The organism is Bradyrhizobium sp. 25ACV (genome assembly GCF_054863005.1).
Genome location: NZ_JAVAYO010000002.1, coordinates 23,463 through 45,997 on the forward strand (window position 1 = coordinate 23,463; position 22,535 = coordinate 45,997).

The 22,535-nt window shown below is 64.2% G+C and carries 21 protein-coding genes; 8 read left to right on the forward strand and 13 right to left on the reverse strand.

All coding sequences use genetic code 11. The features are described from left to right. Positions 1 to 9 precede the first annotated feature (9 nt). A complete protein-coding gene (locus RAD04_RS03860) occupies positions 10 to 750 on the reverse strand; it encodes a 3-deoxy-manno-octulosonate cytidylyltransferase (protein WP_461622726.1) in 741 nt (246 codons plus the stop codon). Between the two features lie 219 nt (positions 751 to 969). On the opposite strand from RAD04_RS03860, the gene RAD04_RS03865 reads away from it, so the two are divergent. From RAD04_RS03865 to RAD04_RS03890, 6 genes are all read left to right on the forward strand, one after another. Then, the gene (locus tag RAD04_RS03865) at positions 970 to 1,524 is read left to right on the forward strand and encodes a c-type cytochrome (RefSeq protein WP_092254355.1); all 555 of its coding nucleotides are present in this window, start codon (positions 970 to 972) and stop codon (positions 1,522 to 1,524) included. Between the two features lie 211 nt (positions 1,525 to 1,735). Further along, positions 1,736 to 3,637 carry an extracellular solute-binding protein gene (locus tag RAD04_RS03870; RefSeq protein WP_461622727.1) on the forward strand — a complete coding sequence of 634 codons (1,902 nt, stop codon included), beginning with the start codon at positions 1,736 to 1,738 and terminating at the stop codon, positions 3,635 to 3,637. A 14-nt stretch (positions 3,638 to 3,651) separates the two neighbouring features. Beyond that, a complete protein-coding gene (locus tag RAD04_RS03875; protein WP_461622728.1) occupies positions 3,652 to 5,538 on the forward strand; it encodes an extracellular solute-binding protein in 1,887 nt (628 codons plus the stop codon). A 2-nt stretch (positions 5,539 to 5,540) separates the two neighbouring features. Further along, the gene (locus RAD04_RS03880) at positions 5,541 to 6,650 is read left to right on the forward strand and encodes a microcin C ABC transporter permease YejB (protein ID WP_091955929.1); all 1,110 of its coding nucleotides are present in this window, start codon (positions 5,541 to 5,543) and stop codon (positions 6,648 to 6,650) included. Continuing rightward, positions 6,650 to 7,828: an ABC transporter permease gene (locus RAD04_RS03885; protein WP_026202073.1), complete on the forward strand. Its 1,179-nt coding sequence runs from the start codon at positions 6,650 to 6,652 to the stop codon at positions 7,826 to 7,828. The genes RAD04_RS03880 and RAD04_RS03885 overlap by 1 nt, the downstream gene beginning before the upstream one ends. Before the next feature lie 4 nt (positions 7,829 to 7,832). Then, entirely contained in the window at positions 7,833 to 9,470 is a 1,638-nt protein-coding gene (locus RAD04_RS03890; RefSeq protein ID WP_461622729.1) for an ABC transporter ATP-binding protein, read from the forward strand. Positions 9,471 to 9,559: 89 nt separating this feature from the next. Here RAD04_RS03890 and RAD04_RS03895 read toward each other — a convergent pair whose 3' ends face one another. From RAD04_RS03895 to RAD04_RS03910, 4 genes are all read right to left on the reverse strand, one after another. Then, positions 9,560 to 9,787, reverse strand: coding sequence for a hypothetical protein (locus RAD04_RS03895; protein ID WP_461619212.1), 228 nt, complete (start codon positions 9,785 to 9,787; stop codon positions 9,560 to 9,562). A 36-nt stretch (positions 9,788 to 9,823) separates the two neighbouring features. Beyond that, positions 9,824 to 10,105 carry a hypothetical protein gene (locus RAD04_RS03900; protein ID WP_461622730.1) on the reverse strand — a complete coding sequence of 94 codons (282 nt, stop codon included), beginning with the start codon at positions 10,103 to 10,105 and terminating at the stop codon, positions 9,824 to 9,826. A 200-nt stretch (positions 10,106 to 10,305) separates the two neighbouring features. Beyond that, positions 10,306 to 11,160, reverse strand: a complete 855-nt coding sequence (locus tag RAD04_RS03905; RefSeq protein ID WP_461622731.1) for a C40 family peptidase — start codon at positions 11,158 to 11,160, stop codon at positions 10,306 to 10,308. Then, positions 11,153 to 12,526, reverse strand: a complete 1,374-nt coding sequence (locus RAD04_RS03910; protein ID WP_461622732.1) for a leucyl aminopeptidase family protein — start codon at positions 12,524 to 12,526, stop codon at positions 11,153 to 11,155. Before RAD04_RS03910 ends, RAD04_RS03905 begins: the two co-directional genes overlap by 8 nt. Positions 12,527 to 12,726: 200 nt before the next feature. Between RAD04_RS03910 and RAD04_RS03915 the strand changes: the two genes are divergently transcribed. Next, positions 12,727 to 12,930, forward strand: a complete 204-nt coding sequence (locus tag RAD04_RS03915) for a hypothetical protein (protein WP_091955935.1) — start codon at positions 12,727 to 12,729, stop codon at positions 12,928 to 12,930. 237 nt (positions 12,931 to 13,167) lie between these two features. Continuing rightward, positions 13,168 to 13,983 carry a tetratricopeptide repeat protein gene (locus tag RAD04_RS03920; RefSeq protein ID WP_461622733.1) on the forward strand — a complete coding sequence of 272 codons (816 nt, stop codon included), beginning with the start codon at positions 13,168 to 13,170 and terminating at the stop codon, positions 13,981 to 13,983. Positions 13,984 to 14,058: 75 nt separating this feature from the next. Here RAD04_RS03920 and RAD04_RS03925 read toward each other — a convergent pair whose 3' ends face one another. From RAD04_RS03925 to RAD04_RS03960, 8 genes are all read right to left on the reverse strand, one after another. Next, a complete protein-coding gene (locus tag RAD04_RS03925; RefSeq protein WP_461622734.1) occupies positions 14,059 to 15,033 on the reverse strand; it encodes a type II secretion system F family protein in 975 nt (324 codons plus the stop codon). 9 nt (positions 15,034 to 15,042) lie between these two features. Further along, the gene (locus RAD04_RS03930) at positions 15,043 to 16,020 is read right to left on the reverse strand and encodes a type II secretion system F family protein (protein ID WP_461619218.1); all 978 of its coding nucleotides are present in this window, start codon (positions 16,018 to 16,020) and stop codon (positions 15,043 to 15,045) included. 10 nt (positions 16,021 to 16,030) lie between these two features. Then, positions 16,031 to 17,500, reverse strand: coding sequence for a CpaF family protein (locus tag RAD04_RS03935; RefSeq protein ID WP_461619219.1), 1,470 nt, complete (start codon positions 17,498 to 17,500; stop codon positions 16,031 to 16,033). A gap of 21 nt (positions 17,501 to 17,521) precedes the next feature. Further along, positions 17,522 to 18,790 carry an AAA family ATPase gene (locus RAD04_RS03940; RefSeq protein WP_091955939.1) on the reverse strand — a complete coding sequence of 423 codons (1,269 nt, stop codon included), beginning with the start codon at positions 18,788 to 18,790 and terminating at the stop codon, positions 17,522 to 17,524. Continuing rightward, complete coding sequence (locus RAD04_RS03945; RefSeq protein WP_461622735.1) at positions 18,787 to 19,521, reverse strand: CpaD family pilus assembly protein; 735 nt, start codon at positions 19,519 to 19,521, stop codon at positions 18,787 to 18,789. The genes RAD04_RS03940 and RAD04_RS03945 overlap by 4 nt, the downstream gene beginning before the upstream one ends. Before the next feature lie 20 nt (positions 19,522 to 19,541). After that, on the reverse strand, positions 19,542 to 21,017 hold the full coding sequence (locus RAD04_RS03950; RefSeq protein WP_461622736.1) for a type II and III secretion system protein family protein: 1,476 nt from the start codon (positions 21,015 to 21,017) through the stop codon (positions 19,542 to 19,544). Positions 21,018 to 21,028: 11 nt separating this feature from the next. After that, positions 21,029 to 21,826, reverse strand: coding sequence for a Flp pilus assembly protein CpaB (gene cpaB, locus RAD04_RS03955; protein WP_461622737.1), 798 nt, complete (start codon positions 21,824 to 21,826; stop codon positions 21,029 to 21,031). Between the two features lie 128 nt (positions 21,827 to 21,954). After that, positions 21,955 to 22,479 carry an A24 family peptidase gene (locus tag RAD04_RS03960; protein WP_461622738.1) on the reverse strand — a complete coding sequence of 175 codons (525 nt, stop codon included), beginning with the start codon at positions 22,477 to 22,479 and terminating at the stop codon, positions 21,955 to 21,957. Positions 22,480 to 22,535 lie beyond the last annotated feature (56 nt).

Genomic DNA, 22,535 nt, shown 5'->3' on the forward strand with positions numbered 1-22,535 from the left:
AACAGCGGCTCAGGATTTGGAAAGGATGCTGCGGGCGGTTTCCAGGTCCGCCGGCGTGTCGACCCCGCGGGGTACGGTGTCGACGATGGTGAAGTCGATGCGCATTCCCGCCTCGAGCGCCCGGAGCTGTTCGAGCTTCTCCTGCAATTCCAGCGGCGAGGGCGGCAGCGAAACGTAACGCTCCAGCGCGGCGCGGCGATAGGCGTAGAGGCCGATATGGTGGTAACGCGGTCCGTCGCCGGTCGGCGCAGTCGCGCGTGTGAAATAAAGTGCACGCATGCGCTTGCCGCCGAGTGAGGTTCCGATCGCCTTCACGACGCTCGGGGCGAGGTCCTCCTCCTCGGTGTGGATCTGCGAGGCCAGTGTCGCGATGTCCACGGCCGGGTCTTGCAGCGGCGGCAGCACCTCGCGGATGTTGTCGATCGTGATCGTCGGGAAATCGCCCTGCAGATTGACCACGATCTCCGCCTTGCCGTCGGGATCGAGCTTCTGCATGGCCTCGTGGATGCGGTCGGAGCCGGACGGGTGTGTGGGGCTGGTCATCACGGCCTCGCCGCCATGGGCCGTCACGACCGAAGCGATCTCGGGCGTATCGGTCGCGACCGCGACCCGGCCTATTCCGGCGGCCTCCGCGCGGCGCATCACGTGCACGATCATCGGCAATCCCGCGATATCGGCGAGTGGCTTGCCGGGCAGGCGGGTGGCGGCCATACGGGCCGGGATCAGCACCAGGATGCGAGGATCGATCATCGGGTCAAGAGCCTGGAAACGGGGCGTTTTCCGCGCCGAGAAATGGGGTGGGGACGGGCCGAAAGCCGGGTCGCTTATACGGGTTGCCAGACCCCGGGCAAACCGATATCTCAATGGCAAAACTCGGGGAAACAATAGGGAACGTTTGATTCTCCCGAGGCTCGTCCTGGCGGCCGCCCGGCCGCTCGATCCTTCTTGCGGTGTGGGGCCTGGCCGGAAATGGACTCTTTCGAACTCAATAAAATCATGGGTGCCGTGCTTGGTACCTGTCTCTTTCTCTTGGTGACCAGCTTTACCGCCCAGGCTCTTTTCTCGCCCAAGATGCCGGAAAAGCCGGGCTTCGAGATCGCCGTGAAGGAAGACGCCGGCCACGGCAAGGAAGGCGGCGCTGCCGCCGCGGCCTCCGAGCCGATCGAAAAGCTGCTCCAGACCGCCTCCGTCGAAAAGGGCGCGGCGGCCGCCAAGAAGTGCGGTGCCTGCCACACTTTCGAGAAGGGTGGCCCGAATCGCGTCGGTCCGAACCTCTATGGCGTCGTCGGCGAGAAGAGGGGTGAGGGCCGCGGCGGCTTCAATTTCTCCGCTGCCATGAAGGGCAAGGGCGGTACCTGGACATTCGACGACCTCAACAAGTTCATCGCCAATCCGAAAGGCTTCATCCCGGGCACTGCGATGGGCTTCGCCGGTATTGCCAAGGATTCCGAGCGCGCCGACGTCATTGCCTATCTGAATTCGCTGTCAGAGCATCCTCAGCCGCTGCCGACCGCGTCGAAGTAAGGCCTCAAGAACCCGATCTTGGAATAAGCGGCCAGGCTGAAAAGCCTGGCCGTTTCCTTATCCGGCCTCGCGGTGACGTTATCGGGGCGTTTGGCCGCATCCGACGGGCCGTCCGGCCTTCCAAGATGAGGAAAAAGCAACATATTCGGTCGAAACCTCGCCTATATTGGGAACTTAAAGGAGTAGCCTCCTTCAAGACAGGAATGTTGATTTGGCCATCACCCGACGTGATCTCCTGCTCACCGGCACTGCGGCCGCAGCGCTCCCCGCCCTCGGTTCCGTAGCGGGCCTTTCCGTCGTCGGCAGTGCCGAGGCGCAATCGGCGAATGAGCTTCCTTGGCGCCATGCCTTGTCGCTGTTCGGAAAGGTCAAGTACCCCGCCGACTTCAAGCGCTTCGACTACGTCAATCCGGAAGCGCCCAAAGGCGGCGTCGCGCGCCAGATCGCGGTCGGCACCTTCGACAATTTCAATATCGTCGTGTCGGGCGTGAAGGGGCAGGTCGCCGGTGCCGTCGCATTCATCTACGAATCCCTCACGACGCCCTCGCTCGACGAAGTCTCGACCGAATACGGCGCGCTGGCCGAGGCCGTCAGCCATCCGGACGATTTCTCTTTCGTAACCTATCGTTTGCGGCCGGAAGCCAAATGGCACGACGGCAAGCCTGTCACCGCGGATGACGTGATCTTCTCGCTCGATTCCTTCAAGAAGCACCACCCGATGTACTCGGCCTATTACAGCCATGTGGTGAAGGCCGAAAAGGTCGGCGAGCGCGAGGTGAAATTCGTATTCGACGCGCCGGGCAACCGCGAACTGCCGCAGATCGTCGGGCAACTCACAGTCCTGCCGAAGCATTGGTGGGAAGGGACCGACGCGCAGGGCCGCAAGCGCGACGTGTCCGCCACCACGCTCGAAGTGCCGCTCGGTTCCGGCCCCTACAGGGTCAAGGACTTCGTTGCGGGACGGTCGATCGCGCTGGAGCGCGTCAAGGACTATTGGGGCCGCGACCTCGCCTCCAATGTCGGTCGCAACAATTTCGACGAGCTGCGCTACGAATATTTCCGCGACGCCACCGTCGCGATCGAGGCCTTCAAGGCCGACCAGGTCGATTGGCGCACCGAGAACAGCGCGAAGAACTGGGCGACCGCCTACGACTTCCCGGCCGTGAGCGAAAAGCGCGTGATCCTCGAGGAGTTCGCCAATCGCAGCTCGGGCGTGATGCAGGCGTTCGTGCCGAACCTGCGCCGCGGCAAGTTCAGCGACCCGCGCGTGCGGCGTGCGCTCAACTACGCGTTCGACTTCGAGGAGATGAACAAGCAGATCTTCTTCGGTCAATACAAGCGCGTCAGCAGCTATTTCGACGGCATCGAAGAGCTGATGGCAACCGGCTTGCCGCAGGGCCAGGAGCTCGAGATCCTTGAGGCCGTCCGCGCCGAAGTCCCGCCCGAAGTCTTCACCACGGCCTACGCCAATCCGGTCGGCGGCAGTCCGGAAGCTGTTCGCGATAATCTGCGCGAGGCGCTGCGGCTGTTCAAGGAGGCCGGCTACGAGGTGCGCGACCGCAAGCTGACCGACGTCAAGACCGGCGCCCAGTTCACCCTGGAGCTGCTGAACTCGGATCCGAGCTTCGAGCGGATCACGCTGTTCTACAAGCCGTCGCTGGAGCGGCTCGGCATTGCGGTGAGCGTGCGGACGGTCGATCCGACGCAATACGAAAACAGGACGCGGGAGTGGGATTTCGACATCGTCACAAAGTCCTGGGGGGAGTCGCAGTCTCCCGGCAATGAGCAACGAGAACGTTGGGGCTCTAAAGCCGCTGACATGGCCGGGTCTGACAATATAACGGGGATCAAGAATCCGGCGGTAGATAAGCTGATCGATCGTGTGATCTTCGCGAAGGATAGGGACCAGCTCGTCGCCGCGACCAAGGCGCTCGACCGCGTGCTGCTGTGGAATCATTACGTCGTGCCGCAATGGACCTATACGAAGGTGCGCACCGCGCGCTGGGACCGCTTCGGCCGGCCGACGGAAATGCCCAGATACGGTCTGTCCGGCTTCCCCTTCATCTGGTGGTACGACGCAGACAAGGCGGCGCGGATCGCAAAGAAGTCGTGAAGGATATTCCCCGCATGAGGCAGATGTCACGCCGCCACGTGCTGGCCTTGGGTGTCGGCAGCGCCGTTGGTGCGTCCCTGAATGCGCAGCTGCTGCGTGGTGCGCATGCATCGGAAGCCGGGATTGAGGTTCACGGCATCTCGGCGTTCGGCGATCTCAAATATCCCGCCGACTTCCACCATTTCGACTACGTCAACGTCGATGCGCCGAAGGGCGGCACGTTCTCGCTCATCCCGTCGGTGCGCGCCTACAACCAATCCTACCAGACCTTCAACTCGCTCAACGCCTTCATCCTGAAGGGCGACGGCGCTCAGGGCATGGACATGACGTTTGCGCCACTGATGGTGCGGGCAAGCGACGAGCCTGATGCGATGTACGGGCTTGCCGCCAAATCCGTGCAGATATCGCCGGACAAGCTGGTCTACCGCTTCACGATGCGGCCGGAGGCGAAATTCCACGACGGCACGAAGCTCACCGCGCATGATGCGGCGTTTTCACTGACGGCGCTGAAGACCAAGGGCCATCCCCTGATCCTGGTGCAGCTGCGCGACATGGTCAGCGCGGAGGCGGTCGACGACGCAACGCTCGTCGTTACCTTTGCCAAGGGCCGGGCGCGCGACGTGCCGCTCTATGCCGCGAGCCTGCCGATCTTCTCGAAGGCGTACTACGCGTCTCGCCCGTTCGATGAATCGTCGCTGGAGACCCCGCTGGGCTCCGGTCCGTACAAGGTCGGCAAGTTCGAGGTCAATCGCTATATCGAGTATGAGCGGGTGAAGGACTGGTGGGCTGCCGATCTGCCGCCCTGCCGCGGTACCTATAATTTCGATGTCGTGCGCTATGAGTTCTATCGCGACCGCGACGTCGCTTTCGAAGGGTTTACCGGCAAGAACTATCTCTACCGGGAAGAGTTCACCTCACGCATCTGGGCGACGCGATACGACTTCGCGGCCGTGAAGGATGGCCGCGTCAAGCTCGAGATCGTGCCCGACGACACGCCATCCGGCGCGCAGGGCTGGTTCATCAATACCCGGCGCGAGAAATTCAGGGATCCCCGCGTACGTGAGGCCCTGATCGACGCTTTCGACTTCGAATGGACCAACAAGACCATCATGTACGGCGCCTATGCCCGTACGGTGTCGCCGTTCCAGAACTCCGATCTCATGGCCAGCAACGGGCCTCCGTCGCCGGAAGAGCTGAAGCTGCTCGAGCCATTCCGCGGTCAGGTTCCCGACGAGGTGTTCGCTGCGCCCTTCGCGCCGCCGGTTTCCGACGGATCGGGGCAGGACCGAGCTCTCTTGCGCAAGTCGCAGCAGCTGCTCAACGAAGCGGGCTTTCCGATCAAGGATGGCAAGCGAATGCTGCCGAGCGGAGAGGTGTTCAAGATCGAATTCCTGGCGGAGGAGCCCTCGCTCCAGCCGCATCACGCACCGTATATCAAGAACTTGGGGACGCTCGGCATCGAGGCGAGCCTCCGCCTCGTCGATGCCGTGCAATATCGCGCGCGCGTGGAGGATTTCGACTTTGACATGACGATCCAGCGCTTCAGCATGTCGGCGACGCCGGGCGATGCCATGCGGGCGTTCTTCTCGTCGCAAGTCGCCGCAACCAAGGGCTCGTACAATCTCGCGGGCGTCGCCAGCCCGGCGATCGACGCCATGATCGAGAAGATCATGGCAGCCGAGAGCCGCGAGGAATTGACTGTCGCCTGCCGCGCCTTTGACCGCTTGTTCCGCGCCGGCCGCTATTGGGTGCCGCAATGGTATAACAAGACGCACCGGCTCGCGTACTGGGATCAGTTCAGCCATTCGCAGAAGCTGCCGCGCTACGCCAATGGCGTCGGCGCTCCCGACATCTGGTGGTCCGACCGCGCCAAGGCGGCCAAGCTCGAGCAGGCGAAATAGCCATGAGTGCCTATATCGCCCGCCGCATCCTCCTGATGATCCCGACCTTGCTCGGAATCCTGTTCGTCTCCTTCGTCGTCGTGCAGTTCGCGCCCGGCGGCCCGGTCGAGCGCGTGATCGCGCAGCTCTCGGGGGCCGACACCGGCGGCACCTCGCGCATTTCGGGCGGCAGCGACTTTGCGCAGCGCGCGCCCGGGCAGGTCGGGGCGGGGGGCGATGCCATCAACTCGAAATATCGCGGCGCGCAGGGCCTCGATCCCGACTTCATCAAGAAGCTCGAGGCACAGTTCGGCTTCGACAAGCCGGCGCCGGAACGCTTCGCGCTGATGGTTTGGAATTTTGCCCGCTTCGATTTCGGCAAGAGCTATTTCCGCGACGTCAGCGTGCTCCAGCTGATCAAGGAGAAGCTGCCGGTCTCGATCTCGCTCGGTATCTGGCTGACATTGATCACCTATCTGATCTCGATCCCGCTCGGCATCCGCAAGGCGGTCAAGGACGGCACACGCTTCGACACCTGGACGTCGACCGTTCTGGTGCTGGGCTATGCCATTCCTGGCTTTCTGTTCGCGATCCTCCTCATCATCCTGTTTGCAGGCGGCTCGTTCTTCAACTGGTTCCCGCTGCGCGGACTGACCTCCGACGGCTGGTCGCAGTTTCCCTGGTACTGGAAGATCATCGATTATTTCTGGCATCTGACGCTGCCGCTGATCGCCATGGGGCTCGGTGCCTTCACCACCATGACGTTCCTGACCAAGAACTCGTTCCTGGACGAGATTCGCAAGCAATACGTCATGACCGCGCGCGCCAAGGGCTGCGGCGAGGGCCGGGTGCTTTACGGCCATGTCTTCCGCAATGCGATGCTGATCGTGATCGCGGGCTTCCCCGGGACGTTCATTCACGCCTTCTTTTCAGGCTCGCTCCTGATCGAGACCATCTTCTCGCTGGACGGGCTTGGGCTGCTCAGCTTCGAGAGCGTGCTCAATCGCGACTATCCCGTGGTGTTCGGCACGCTCTACATCTTTTCGTTGGTCGGCCTCGTGATCAATTTGGTCTCCGACCTCACCTATATGTGGATCGACCCACGGATCGATTTCGAGGCGCGGGAGGTCTGATGACGGTTACCGCGCCGACGCCGATCGAGACCACGACCCAGTCCCCGCTGGGTGAGGTCGTTCCGATCACGCGCAAGCCCTTCGCGCCTTCGCCGCTCAACAGGCGGCGGTGGCAGAACTTCAAGGCGAACCGCCGCGGCTACTGGTCGTTCTGGATCTTCATCGCCCTGTTCGTGGTCTCGCTGTTCGCGGAGCTGATCGCCAACGATCGGCCATTCCTGATCAAGTTCGACGGCCGGCTCTATTGGCCCGCTTTCGTGACCTATTCGGAAACCACCTTCGGCGGCGACTTCGAAACCGCTGCCGACTATCGCGATCCCTATTTGCAGAAGCTGATCAAGGACAAGGGCGGCAGCATCGTCTGGCCCCTGATCCGCTATTCTTACGACACCCACAATCTCGACCTGCCGACGCCGGCGCCGTCGCCACCGACATGGATGCTGACGGAAGCGCAATGCAAGCCGGTGGTGGAGAAGAAGGGGCTGAAGAGCTGCCGCGACCTCGAATATAACTGGCTCGGGACGGACGATCAGGGGCGCGACGTGGTCGCCCGGCTGATCTATGGCTTCCGCATCTCGGTGCTGTTCGGCCTTTGCCTCACCATCGTCTCGTCCGTCATCGGCATCGCAGCGGGAGCGGTGCAGGGCTATTTCGGCGGGCGGGTCGATCTCATCTTCCAGCGCTTCATCGAGATCTGGACGGCGATTCCCTCGCTTTATCTTCTTCTGATCCTGTCCTCGGTGCTCGTGCCCGGCTTCTTCGTGCTGCTCGGCATCCTCCTGCTGTTCTCCTGGGTCTCGCTGGTCGGTCTGGTGCGGGCCGAGTTCCTGCGCGGGCGCAATTTCGAATACATCCAGGCGGCGCGGGCGCTGGGCGTTTCCAACCCCGTCATCATGTTCCGCCACCTGCTGCCGAACGCGATGGTCGCGACCATGACGTTCCTGCCCTTCATCGTGTCGAGCTCGGTGATGACGCTGACGGCGCTCGATTTCCTGGGCTTCGGCCTGCCGCCGGGATCGCCTTCGCTTGGCGAATTGCTGTCGCAGGCCAAGGCCAATGTGCAGGCGCCCTGGCTCGGCTTCTCCGGCTTCTTCTCGGTCGCGAGCATGCTGTCGCTCTTGATCTTCATCGGCGAAGCCGTGCGCGACGCCTTCGATCCGCGCAAGACGTTCAGGTAAGCCGATGGACGCGATCAACCAGCCCCTGCTTGCCGTTCGCGACCTGTCGGTGGCCTTCCACCAGGGCGGCACCACCACGCTCGCGGTCGACAAGGTCTCGTTCCAGATCAAGCGTGGCGAATGCCTGGCGCTGGTCGGCGAATCCGGCTCCGGCAAGTCCGTCAGCGCGCTCTCGATCCTCAAGCTGTTGCCCTATCCGAACGCCTCGCATCCCTCGGGCAGCATCCGCTTCAAGGGGCAGGAGCTGATCGACCGATCCGAGCAGCAGATGCGGGAGATTCGCGGCAGCGACATCTCCATCATCTTCCAGGAGCCGATGACCTCGCTCAATCCGCTGCACACGATCGAGGCGCAGATCGGCGAGATCATCCAGCTGCACAATCCGACCAGCAATGCCGAAGCGCGCCGGCGGACGCTGGAATTGCTGACGCAGGTCGGTATTCCCGAGCCGGAGACGCGACTGAAGAGCTATCCGCATCAGCTCTCCGGCGGTCAGCGCCAGCGTGTGATGATCGCGATGGCGCTCGCCAACGAGCCGGATCTATTGATCGCGGACGAGCCGACGACGGCGCTCGATGTCACCGTGCAGGCGCAGATCCTGGCGCTGCTCGCCGAGATCCGCTCGCGGCTCGGCATGAGCCTGCTCTTCATCACCCACGATCTCGGCATCGTGCGCCGCATCGCCGACACCGTCTGTGTCATGAAGAGCGGCGAGATCGTCGAGCAGGGGCCGGTCGAGCAAGTCTTCAAGGGCCCGAAGCATCCCTACACGCGCGACCTGCTCGCGGCGGAGCCGAAACCCGATCCCGCGCCGCCGCAGCCGGGTGCGCAAGTGGTGATGTCCGCCAACGACCTGAAGGTCTGGTTTCCGATCAAGCGCGGCCTGATGCGCAAGACGGTCGGCCACATCAAGGCGGTCGACGGCGTCAGTGTCGCCGTGCGCAAGGGCGAGACGCTCGGCGTCGTCGGCGAATCCGGCTCGGGCAAGACCACGCTGGGGCTGGCCCTGCTGCGGCTGATCTCCTCGAACGGGCGTATCGTGTTCCTGGGGAAAGACATCCAGGGGCTGCGTTTCAAGGAGATGCGGCCGTTCCGGCGCGACATGCAGATCGTGTTCCAGGACCCGTTCGGCTCGCTCAGCCCGCGTATGTCGGTCGCCGACATCATCGCCGAAGGTCTCTCGGTGCATCAGCCGAAGCTGTCGGGCGAAGAGCGCGAGGCGCGCGTCGTCAAGGCGCTGGAAGACGTCGGGCTGAAGCCTGACACCCGCTACCGCTATCCTCACGAATTCTCCGGCGGCCAGCGCCAGCGCATCAGTATCGCGCGGGCGGTGGTGCTGGAGCCGGATTTCGTCGTGCTGGACGAGCCGACCAGCGCGCTCGACATGCTGTTCCAGGCGCAGATGGTCGATCTGTTGCGCGAACTCCAGCGCAAGCGCGAGCTCACCTACATGTTCATCTCGCACGATCTGCGCGTCGTTGCTTCGCTTGCGAGCCATCTGATCGTGATGCGCGGCGGCAAGGTCGTCGAAGAGGGGCAGGCCGCCGAGCTGTTCAAGAACCCGAAGACCGACTACACGCGCGCGCTGTTCGCGGCGGCGTTCCGGCTGGAGACGGCGGGAAACGGGTCGGTGGCGACGTAGTCCGTCATTCCAGACGCGCGACATTGCGGCGCCCGGAGCGTTTCGCCGGAGCAGGCTGCACGAGGCAGCCCGCGCAGCCCGCCTTGATGTTACGCGGCGCGTTCCTTGTCTGACGCTTCCTCGAGTGTGGCCGCAGTGTCTTCCAGCTTCTTGTCGTAATTGGCCTCGAGCCTCTCGATACTATCGGCCCACATCCTCAGCATTGAGACCTGGAAGTGCATCATCGGCTTCAAGGCATTCATGCCGATTGCTGTCGCTGCGGCGATGCGCCGTTGAGGGTCGGGCACGAAACGGTTTGCATTGGTGTTGTCTGCCATGCTGTTCGCTCCTTCGCTCTGGTGTTATGACCTAAGCTATCTGTCCTGTTGCGAACTGCTTGCTTCCAAACGCTCGGCCAGAAGTTGATCTGCCGCGCGGCGCGCGCATTGGTCGTCATGCAATTCATCCAGCTTTTTCAAGTAGGCGACCGCGGCTATCTGCAAGAGATCGAAATCATCCTCGCCGGTACCGCGAAGATTGGAGATGTAGCTGTAGAGGGCGGAACGCCTGTCGTCGTTCTCGCTGATGCCGCTGTGGAGCAGCAAGTAGTTTCGCCAAGCGAACGCACACGCGCCTTCTCTGGCTTGAGAATTCATGGGCACCTCCTAAAGCCAGAGAAAGATTGACGCCGCGTTTCGTTCCGCAAATCTCCTCAGATGTAACGTTGTTCCGTAGCTGCGCCGCAAGGTAAACCATTCTGCCGGTGCCAATGCGCCTGTTCCGTCAGCAACCGCGTCCGAAACCTGTTCGGATGCCCGAGAACAAAGATCGGGTACGATCCCTTCGATCCACGGCCCTAGAGCCGCTTGATCGCGACGACCTCGCTGCCGGCCTGCCTGATCCGCGCAATCGCAGGCTCGATCGCCTCGATCACCGTCGCCATGTGATGCGCGTTGGCGTGAACCATGGTGTTGCCGTCGCGGACGATGGCGACATGGCCCTTCCAGAAAATGAGATCGCCGCGCAGCAAGCTGCTGCGCTCATGCGGCTCCAGTGCGCGGCCGAGACCGGCCAGTTGCATGTCGCTGTCGCGTGGGCAGCCGACGCCCGCTGATGTCAGCGACACCTGGACGAGCCCTGAGCAATCGATGCCGAAACTGCTTTTGCCGCCCCAGAGATAGGGCGTGCCGGCGAAACGTTCGGCGACCGTCACAAAATCCGGCTCGCGATGATCGAGCGGGGCGAGATGGGCCTTGGGCAAATATTGTCCGTCGCGCGTCACGGCGAAGCTGCCGTCCTCGCGCGACACAGCCAGCCTGGATCCCATCACGAGCGTATCGGCCGGCGGCAGCTTGATCGAGGGACCGGGGAAGGCGAACGTCCGCAGCGCGCTGACCACATGGGTCGGCGCCGCCGAGGGTCTCAGGAGCGCTGCATCCGGCAGCCAACCCACATAGCCATCGCCATTGAGCTGGCCCCACGCCCAGCCCTCGCCGTTGCGGTCGTAGACCGTGACGCGTTCGCCGCGCAGCGCCTCCGTCATCAGCATCGCGCCCGACGACGGTTGCTCCCGCACCGGCGCGACCGGATCAATCACCTCGAATTCCTCGCCGGTGACGAAGCGATCCGCCTCGACCTTGCCTTCGAGATATTTCGCGGCGAGGTCGCCCCGCGCCGGCGTCAGCCTCGGGTCGTATTTTGGATCACGCATAGCGCTCGCTCAGCAAGGTGTAGATGGCGCGTGCGGCCTGGCACTCGCCGCCTTCGGGACGGGCCGGCTTTGCCGACGGCGTCCAGCCGTAGATGTCGACATGCAGCCAGCTCTTGGCCTGATCGACGAAGCGTTGCAGGAACAGCGCGCAGGTGATCGAGCCGGCAAAGCCGCCTGATGGTGCGTTGGTGATGGTAGCGGTCTTGGAGTCCAGCCAGGAATCGTAAGGCGGCCACAACGGCATGCGCCACAACGGATCGTTCTCCTGCATCGCGCAGCGCGATAGGTCGGCGGCAAGGCTCTCATCATTGGTGTAAAAAGGCGGCAAATCCGGTCCCAGCGCGACACGCGCAGCACCGGTCAGCGTGCCCAGATCGATCAGCAAATCGGGCTTCTCCTCATCAGCCAGCGCCAGCGCGTCGGCCAGCACCAGCCGGCCCTCCGCATCCGTATTGCCGATCTCCACCGTGATGCCCTTGCGCGAGGTGAAGATGTCGAGCGGGCGGAAGGCGTTGCCTGCGACCGCGTTCTCCACCGCTGGAATCAGCACGCGCAGCCGCACCTTCAGCTCCGCATCCATCACCATGCGCGCCAGCGCGAGGACGTTGGCCGCGCCGCCCATGTCCTTCTTCATGATCAGCATGCCGCTCGACGGCTTGAGGTCGAGCCCGCCGGTGTCGAAGCAGACGCCCTTGCCGACCAGGGTCACCTTGGGATGATCAGGATCGCCCCAGCCGATGTCGATCAGCCGCGGCGCACGGTTCGAGGCCATGCCGACGGCGTGGATCAGCGGGAAGTTCTTCTCCAGCTCATCGCCGACGATGCAGGCGAAGCTTGCGCCGAACTCTGCGGCGAGGTCTTGCGCGGCGGCGGCCAGCTCCGCCGGCCCCATGTCGTTGGAGGGGGTGTTGATGAGGTCGCGCGCGAGCATCGCGGCATCAGCGATCCGCTCGATCTCGACCGCATCGATGCCATCGGGCGGCACCAGCCGGACGTCGGGCCTGTCAGCCTTGCGGTAGCGCGCGAAGCGGTAGCGCCCGATCGCAAAAGCGAGCGCCGCCAGCCGTGCATCGTGGGGTGCATTGGCAAAGCGATAGATCCCCGGCGGCAGCAGGCCGGGCAGGGCGCCGGGCCGGAACAGGTCGCGCGATCTCGCCCCCTCATCCTCGAGGCCGAACAGCACCTGTGCGATTGCGCCGTCGGGCGCAGGCAGCGCCAGATAGGCACCCGGCTTGGCGGCAAAGGCGCATGCCGCGGCGAACGCGCGTTGCGGCGGCGCCAGCGCCTCGGCGACCTGATCCCAGCTCGATTTGGTGACGAAGGTGATCGGGATGGCGGCGGGCGACGTCTCGAAGACAGAAGGCATTGGCGGGTCCGGATCGACAGATCAAACAGGTCATGCGAATGGATGAGACTTCGCAGAGTTTCGCCGCCGCTGCAATCGGCTTTGCTGTCACCGTTCGGCGAGCCGCTACTCGCGGCGAGGGGGCCATGCTAGGTTCCGGCAACGGTCGCCAGAGTTGGAGATCAGGCGACCGACGACAAGGCGCGCCGGGAGGAAGTGCAATGGAATTTGTGTGGAGCGTGGTCACATTCATTGGCGAGGCCGTTGAGGCGATCTTCGGCTATGTCGAGCATCACCATTGGATATTCGCGTTCCTTGCCGGCGGTTACGTCTTCTATCTCCACGACCGCTCGGTCCACGCGCGGTTCGATGCGCTCGACAGGCGCGTCGACGAAATCCGCAAACGGCTTGCCATCGAATATTGATCGGGCGAGACCATACCGTCGTCGCTCGTATCTCGTATCTCGTGTTGAGAACGGTCGTTCCCGCGAGCGCGGTTTCGACCTGCTGCTGCTGGATTGCAACCGCGCAAGCCTGACGACGCTTGCGAGCGGGAATATCGACGAGAGCACGGCCCGGGGGCCGTGTTAACCGGCCGTTAGGGTTAACAGTCTATTGCTGGCGCGTTCGGCTCGATCAATCGGCTCGAGAGTCAAAGCGTCATGCGTCTACGGTTCAGTCTTGCTCGGCTTCTTGCGTCCGCCTCGCTGGTCGCGGCGGTGGCCATGGGTCTCGGCGGCTGCACGGGCATGTCGAAACTCTCCGACGTGACGGGCTCGATCGGCGGACCACGGGCAGAGGCGGCTCCCACCGATCCGGCGCGCGCCGTCGAGGTCTATGGCGAGCGCTACCGCGCCAATCCCAAGGATGCCGATGCCGCGCTCGGCTACGGTCAGGCGTTGCGCGCCAACGGCCAGCGCGCCCAGGCCGCCGCCATGCTCGAGCAGGCGACCATCGCCAATCCCGGCAACAAGGCGCTGCTCGCCCAATACGGCCGCGCCCTCGCCGACAACGGCAATTTCCAGCAAGCTTACGACGTGCTGTCGAAAGCGCATTCGCCTGACAATCCGGACTGGCGCCTGCTCTCGGTGCAGGGCACCGCGCTGGACCAGATGGGCCGTCACGAGGAAGCGCGTTCCTACTACGCCAGCGCGCTCAAGATCGCACCGGGTGATCCCGGCGTGCTCTCCAATCTCGGCCTGTCCTACATGTTGTCGAGAGACCTTCCGAAGGCCGAAGAGGCGCTGCGGCAGGCCTACGCCTCGCCTCGTGCGAGCATCCGGGTGCGGCAGAATCTCGGCCTTGTCGTCGGTCTGCAGGGCCGCTTCGCCGAAGCCGAGACCATCGTGAAGGCAGATCTGCCACCGGATCAGGCCGCGGCCAACGTCGCCTATCTCAAGGAGATGCTCAGCCGCAGCGACGCTCCCCGCGGCGCACCGAAGCGGACGCCGGTCGCCTCGCTCAGCCAGCCCGACTGATCAGACCTGATCGTCTCTTCTATCGTCTCATCCTGAAAGCTGCCCGCGGGCCGCATGCGCGGCCCGGGTCTTGCGTCATTGCATCTCGGAGATCTTGATGCCGGTCGGTCCGAGAATGACGACGAACAGCACGGGCAGGAAGAACAGGATCATCGGCACGGTCAGCTTCGGCGGCAGGGCGGCAGCCTTCTTTTCAGCCTCGTTCATGCGCATGTCGCGATTTTCCTGCGCCATGACGCGCAGGGAATGTCCGAGCGGGGTGCCGTAACGCTCCGCCTGCTGAAGCGCGAGACAGACCGATTTGACGCCCTCGAGCCCGGTGCGTCGCGCCAAATTCTCGTAAGCGACCTTGCGATCCTGAAGATAGGACAATTCGGCCGTGGTCAGCGTGAACTCCTCCGACAGCGCGATCGACTGTCCCACGATCTCGGTGGCGACTTTCCGGAACGCCATCTCGACCGACATGCCGGATTCGATGCAGATCAGAAGCAGGTCGAGCGCGTCGGGAAAGGCGCGCTTGATCGAGAGCTGGCGCTTGGAGATCGCATTCCTGAGGAACAGCATCGGCGCCTGGAGGCCGAGATAGGCGGCGCCGATGCAGATGCCGATCTTGATCGGCATGCCCTGCTGCAGATGCGCGATCAAGAAAACGTAGATGACCGAGCCGATGAAGAGCACCATCGGCGCGACCATGCGGGCAAACAGGAAGGTGATGTAGGGCGCCTGACCGCGGTAACCCGCCATGATCAGCTTGTCGCGCGCAGCTTCCTGCGCGAGCCATTTGGTGAGGTTGAAGTCCTCGACGACCTTGGAGACGAGCTGCTTCGGCGTCTGGCGCAGCGTGACCTTTTCATTCTTGTGAAGGCGCTCACGCTCGCGCTGCCGGATGCGCTCGCGCTCGCTCGCCACCGCCTTCATGCGCTTGGAAAGGCCCTCGCCGGCGAACAGGGGCATCACCAGCGTATAGACGGTGGCGCTGGCGGCAATGGCCGCCAGCATCATGGTCATGAAGTGGACGTCATGTAGTTTCGCGACGAGAAACTGGACCATACTGCACCGTCAGAAATCGAAATTGATCATCTTCTTCATCACCATGATGCCGACCGCCATCCAGACGACGCAGCCGACCAGCATGAGCTGGCCGGTGGGATGGGTCCACAGCACCGAGATGTAATGTGGCGTCGTGAGGTAGACGAGGAACATCACGATCGGTGGCAGCGAGCCGATGATGCCGGCCGAGGCCTTGGCTTCCATCGACATGGCCTGGATCTTTTCCCTCATCTTCTTGCGGTCGCGCAGCACCTTGGAAAGGTTGCCGAGCGCTTCGGAGAGGTTGCCGCCGGATTTCTGCTGGATCGAGATGACGATGCCGAAGAAGTTGGCCTCCGGCAACGGCATGCGATCATAGAGCCGCGAGCAGGCCTCGCCGAGCGGCATGCCGATCGCCTGGGTCTCGATGATCGCCAGAAACTCGCTGCGCAGCGGCTCGGGCGCGTCGGCCGCGACGACCTTGATCGATTCGAACAAGGGCAGGCCCGCCTTGATGCCGCGGACGATCACGTCGACCGCATCGGGCAGTGCCGCCAGGAACTTGGCCTCGCGGCGCTTTTTCAGGAAGCCCAGTGCCCAGCGCGGCAGGCCGAACCCGCCGGCAAAGGCGAGGCCGGCAGCACCGATCAGGCCCCCGCCGGCGAACAGAGCGGCCGCGAAGAACGCGCCCGCCACGGCGGCGGAGACGATCCAGAATTTCTGCGGCGTCCAATCGAGCCCCGCCTGCGACAGGCGGACGGGGAGCGGAGCGCTCTTCTCCTGCAGGCGTCGCGCCTCGAGATCCTTCAACGTGGTCTCGACTTGCTCGCGGCGCGAGCGCTGGGTCTTCTCGGCCTGGCGGGCCGTGGGCGCCTCGGCCCGCGAGATCGAGGCGCGGCGGCTTTCGGCCTTTCGTTCCCCGGACAGCAGCGGATAGAGGAAGACCCAGGCGATGCCGCCGACCGCCGCGGTGGCAAGGAATGCGAGGGCGAGGACCTGCACGTTCATGCTGACCTGCTCACGTCTTCGGCGCGACTTCCGCCGCGTCCAGCGCAGCGGCAAGGCGCTTCTCGTCGCCGTAATAGCGGGCGCGTTCCCAGAATTTCGGACGGCCGATGCCGGTCGAGCGGTGCCGGCCGATGATCTTGCCGTTGGCGTCCTCGCCGACCATGTCGTAGAGGAAGATGTCCTGGGTGATGATGGTGTCGCCTTCCATGCCCATCACCTCGGTGATGTGGGTGATGCGGCGCGAGCCGTCGCGCAGGCGCGCAGCCTGGACGATGACGTCGATGGAGGCGCAGATCATCTCGCGGATGGTGCGTGAGGGAAGCGAGAAGCCTCCCATCGTGATCATGGATTCGCAGCGCGACAGGGCTTCGCGCGGGTTGTTGGCGTGCAGCGTGCCCATCGATCCGTCATGGCCGGTGTTCATGGCCTGGAGCAGGTCGAACGCCTCGGGTCCGCGAACCTCGCCGACGATGATGCGCTCGGGGCGCATACGCAGGCAGTTGCGCACCAGCTCGCGCATGGTGATCTGGCCCTCGCCCTCGATGTTGGGCGGTCGGGTTTCCAGCCGCACCACGTGAGGCTGCTGGAGCTGGAGCTCGGCGGCGTCCTCGCAGGTGATGACGCGCTCGTCATGCTCAATATAGTTGGTCAGGCAGTTGAGCAGCGTGGTCTTGCCGGAGCCGGTGCCGCCGGAGATCAGCACGTTGCAGCGGACGCGACCGATGATCTGGAGGATTTCGGCGCCTTCCGGCGAGATCGCGCCGAACTTGACCAGCTGATCGAGCGTCAGCTTGTCCTTCTTGAATTTGCGGATGGTGAGCGTGGGGCCGTCGATCGACAGCGGCGGCACGATGGCGTTGACGCGGGAGCCGTCGGCGAGGCGCGCGTCGCAGATCGGCGAGGATTCGTCGACGCGCCGGCCGACCTGGCTGACGATGCGCTGGCAGATGTTGAGGAGCTGCTGGTTGTCGCGGAAGCGAATTCCCGTGCGCTGGATCTTGCCGGCGACTTCGATGTAGACGGTGTTGGCGCCGTTGACCATGATGTCGGCGATGTCGTCGCGCGACAGCAGCGGCTCGAGCGGGCCGTAGCCGAGAACGTCGTTGCAGATGTCGTCGAGCAGTTCCTCCTGCTCGGCGATCGACATCACGATGTTCTTGATCGCGATGATCTCGTTGACGATGTCGCGGATTTCCTCGCGCGCGGACTCCGAATCGAGCTTGGCGAGCTGGGCGAGGTCGATCGCCTCGATCAGCGCGCCGAAGATGGTCGCCTTGACCTCGTAATAATTGTCCGACCGCCGGCTCTCCATGGCCGGAGGCGGCGGCGCCTTGGCAGGCGCAAGCGGCGGCGAGGCGACGGCCGGCGGAGGCGGGGCGCGCGACACCGTCGGCGCCGGAGCCTGGGCAGGCTCGGGCGACACGGCGCCGGGCTTGGGCGCCCGAAGGTCGGTGTCTGTTCCGCTACGCTTACCGAACACTTAACAACTCCATGCGGCGGCTTATTTTCCCCGCAACTTGTCAATCAGGGGTGAAAGCAGGGACGACTTTTGTTTCTTGGTCTCGCTGCGGCCCGTTAGGCGCTGAGCGATCTGAAGAAACATCTCGATCGACTTGTGGTTGGCGGAGATCTCCGCGATCATCTGGCCGTTGTTGGCGGCCGAGCCGAAGATCTGCGGCTCGAACGGGATCGAGACGATCGGCTGGCTCTCGATCGCCTTGGCGAACTCCGCGGCGGCGATTTCGGGGCGTTTCGGCACGCCGACCTGGTTCAGGCAGTAGAGCGGTGGCCGGTCGTTGGGACGCGCAGCCTTCAACAGATCGAACAGATTCTTGGTATTGCGCAAATTGGCGAGGTCGGGCGCGGCCACGATCAGGATGTCGTCCGCTCCGATCAGGGCGCGCTTGGTCCAGCCCGACCATTGATGCGGTATGTCGAGCACGATGCAGGGCATGGTGGAGCGCAGGGTGTCGAACACGGCGTCGAAGGCGTCGGTGCCGAAATCATAGACCCGATCCAGTGTCGCCGGCGCCGCCAGCAGGCTGAGATGGTCGGTGCATTTCGACAGCAGGCGGTCGATGAAGGCGGTGTCGACGCGATCGGGCGAGAACACGGCGTCGGCAATGCCCTGCGGCGGGTCCTGATTGTAGTCGAGCCCGGCGGTGCCGAAGGCGAGGTCGAGATCGGCGACGACGGCGTCCATGGCGAGGTCGCGCGCGATCGCCCAGGCGACATTATGGGAGATGGTGGAAGCCCCGACGCCGCCCTTGGCGCCAACCACCGCGATGATGCGGCCGACCGCCTTGGCTTCCGGCGCGGAGAACAGGTTGCAGATCGAGCGCACGACGTCGATCGCGCCGACCGGCGCGAGCACGTAGTCGCTGACACCGCGGCGCACCAGCTCACGATACAGTGTGACGTCGTTGATGCGGCCGATCACGACCACGCGGGTGCCGGCGTCGCAGACGGTGGCGAGCTGGTCGAGCCCGCCCAGCAGGTCGTTGCGTCCGTCGCTCTCGAGCACGATGACGTTCGGCGTCGGGGCCGAACGGTAGGCCTCGGTTGCAGCGGCCATGCCGCCCATCTGGATCTTCAGATGGGCCTTGCCGAGACGGCGGTCTTCGCCGGCCGCCTGGACCGCGGCGGCGGTTTCCACGGTCTCGCAGAAGGCCTGGACCGAGACGCGCGGCGCGGGCGCAATATGCTCCTCGGCCGGCGGAGGAGCAGCGTCCGGCTGCTCTTCGTGTGTCTGGCGAGCGTAGCTGATCATTTGCCGGTGTCGCTGAGTTTGGCCTTGTCGGCCTCGGGATAGGTGATCGCCGTCGTGACACCCTTGCGATATTTCTCGAGAGCGGTGATGCGCCGCGGCGTGTAGGACGGAGTTTCAGGCCGCGGCTGCTCGAGGTCCGACGGATTGTCGACCATCGCCGCGAGGTTGCGCTGATAGGCGCAGCCGTAATTGTAGTAGTCCTTGTTCTCGAACCATCTCTTGTTCTTCATCGAAGGGCCGACGTCCTCCGGCCACAGGCCGCAGGGACCCGCGACCGCGGCGATCTTGGAATAAGTGAGCCGGATCGGCGGCAAGAAGCGCTTGTCTTCCGGCTGGTAGGGTCGAACGTTGACGCCGCGCGGCGGAACGCCTGCTCCCGCCAGCATCGCCTGGATTTCACGCATCGTGTCCGCGACCGGACGCGCATTGGGCGTGCCGGACGGCACGTCGATACGGATGGCGCCCGTGCCTTCGTGCAACCATGCCGATGCGACACCCATCACGTCCGCGCGCTGGGCGGCGGTCAATCCGCCGCGGGCATGGCCGACGAAGACGACGATCGAACGATTCTGCTCCTCGATCGCGATCGGATGGCGCTGCTTGTAGTCGTCGGGAATGGAGGCCGTGACGGCTTCGTCATGCTGGCACCCGCCGAGCGCGAGCGCCATGCCGACGAGCGCGCCACCGAGACGGATGGCGCGTTTGCGAAGCTGGGGTGGTCTTGTGATCATCGTGAAGTCCCCGTTCCGCCTCAGTCGGTGATGAAGCCGTAGGTGCCGCGGTAGTTCTTGGCCGGTTCGGTCCGGCCGGGCACGCCGTAGATGCGGTTGATATTGCCAAGCAGCTGGGCCTGTGGATCCGCAGGCGGGGCGAAGCCGTCATCCGGCCGCGACAGGTCCTTTGGCGCCACCGCGCGAACGACATAAGGCGTCACGATCACGACCAACTCGGTCGCGTTGTTGACGAAGTCGCGGCTGCGGAACAGCGTGCCGAGGACCGGGAGCTGCATCAGTCCCGGCAATCCGCTGACTGCCTGCTTGGTCTGCTGCTGGATCAGGCCGGCCATCGCCATCGCGCCGCCGGAGGGAATTTCCAGCGAGGTCTCGGCACGGCGGGTCCTGATCGAGGGCACCGTCACCGAGTTCACCGACGTCGAGGTCACGGCCTGCGACAGCGTGATCGCATTCTCGTTCGACAGCTCCGAGACCTCGGTCATCACCCGCAGGCTGATCTTGCCTTCGCTCAGCACCACGGGTGTGAAATTGAGCGAGATGCCGAACTTCTTGAAGCTGATCTGGGTGGTACAGACATGCGTGGTGGGATCGCAAGCATAGCCCGCCGGCACCGGGAATTCGCCGCCGGCGATGAACGTTGCCGATTCACCAGAGATCGCGGTCAGGTTCGGTTCGGCCAGCGTGCGGATCACGCCAGCGGTTTCCATCGCGCGCAGGGTGGCCTGCACCGACGGCGCCGCGCCGAACTTCGTGGTCAGATTGTTGCCGTCCACGAGGTTGTGGCCGAGAGCGGTGAACGGATTCGAGTTGGAGAAGCTCACCACCGACGTGCCGTAGTTGAGGTTCGCGGTCAGGTCGATGCCGAGCTGCTTGACGATGTTGCGCTGGACTTCGGCCACCGTCACCTTGAGCATGACCTGGTCGCGGCCGCGGACCACGATCGAGTTCACCACCTTGTCGGCGCCGCCGGCCAGGCGCGCGGCGAGGTCGTTGGCCTGCTGCGCTTCCATCGGGTTCGCCGCCGTGCCGGTCAGGACGATGCCGTCGCCGAGTCCGTCGATCTGGATGTCTGAATTCGGCAGGACCTGCTTCAGCGCCGCCCGCACACCGTTGAGGTCGCGCTTGACCGCGATGTCATAGGCCGCGATCTGCTGGCCTGCAGAATCGAAGAACACGATGTTGGTCTGGCCGAGCGCGGCGCCGATGATGTAGGCGCGCTGCGCCGAGCGGACCACCGCATTGGCGATCTTGGGGTCAGCGACCAGCACGTCCTTGATGTCGCGCGGAAGGTCGATCACCACGGACTTGCCGATGCCGAGCGAGAGGAAGCGGGCGTTCATCTGACCGTCGGCAGCGACCGGCGCGCCGGGGCGATAGTCGGCGGCGACCACGGGGCTCAGCACCGGGTTGAATGCCAGCGCGAAGGCGGCCGAAAACGACAGGGCGCGGACCATGGAGGTTCGCATCGTCGCTATATCTGCCCTGCATTTCATGTCGCCTGTCCTCATCGTGCTTTCGCCGTCGAGCTCGGAATGCCGTAGCGAATGATCGAGACGCCGTCGCGCTTCTGGGCGGATTCGTCGAGCGTGATCTCGCTCATCTTGACGTCGGCAATGCTGCGCAGCGCCAGCGAGAGCGTTCCGGCCTGACGGGCCGAAGAAAGCGCCTGGGTCTGTGCGGAAGTGAGTTCCAGGGTCACGGTCTTGCCGACCACGGCGTTCTGGCCGTCCTTCTCCTTCGGGGCCTGGTCGATGGCGAGGACGCGCACATTGACCAGGATGATCTCGGACGTGATGACGTCCTGGCCTCCGGCGGCCTGGTCCGGGTTCTTGAGGCGGCGCGTGAGCAGGACATCGACGCGGTCATTGGGCAGGATGAAGCCGCCTGCGCCGGTCTCCGGCGAGATTTCGGTCGAGATGGCCCGCATGCCGCTGGGCAGGATGGCCGCCATGAATCCGGAGCCCTCGGCCTTGACCAGCTTCTGGTCGCGGATCGGCTCACCCTGAATGAACGGCGCGCGCGCGATCGAACCGGTCACCTGGGTCACGCCCTCGGGACGCTCGTTGCGGCGGATGAAGGTGGCGCTGGCGGTCGCGGCCGGCCAGGTTTGCCATTGCAAATCTTCCGGCTTCACGGTCTGGCCGAGACCGATGTCGTTCTTGGCAACGAGGACGTCGACGGTCGGAAGCTGCGCAACCGGGGCCGGAGGCGGCGCAGAATTGTCCGAGCCGCTCGCCAGGTACGCGGCGACACCGCCGGCGCAGATGGCGACCGCCAGGACGACAATGCGTGCCCTATTCATACGCTTCACTTTCCAACAAAACGCCGCGACGCTGCCGCCGCCGTAATCGGCAGTTGACCAGCTATTCGTCAAAGCATGGTTAATGAGGCGTATCTAAATCGCCTTAACGCCGGGTTTACCCGTTGTGTTCAGCGCAGCGCGAGGTGAGCGAGATCAATCGCCTTCACCCATTCGGTCTCCGGGTAGACCATCAGCGCACTCAGTGCGAGCGCGATGCCGTAGGGGATCCCGCTCTCCTTGGCATGCAGCCGGGCGAGCCAGGCCTGGCCCGCCAGCCCGTAGGGCAGCGGCCATTGCCGGAACTGGAGCAGGAGCAGCGTCAGCGCCCCGCCGAAAAGCGAGGCGTAGAGCAGGAAGTTCATCAGTTGTGCGAAGCCGAACCAGAGTGCGACGGAGGCCGCGACCTTGGCGTCGCCGCCGCCGACCCAGCCCATCGCAAAGCAGGTGAAGGCGATGACCAAAAGAAGCGCGCCGGCGCCGACATGACTGAGCATCTCGTAAGGTGCCATGCCACCGGCGAGGGCAAGCGCGAAGAAGCCGGCGACCAGCGCCAGCGACACCCGGTTCGAGATCGTCATCGTGAGGAGATCGCTCGCGGCAGCAAACGCCATCAGGGCCGGGAAGAGCAGAAGGCGCGCAAGGTCGAGGATCATGGGCTGCGTCTTGAGGCCTGGGTTTGCCGCGGAAACTGGCGTCGGGGCGATGCTAG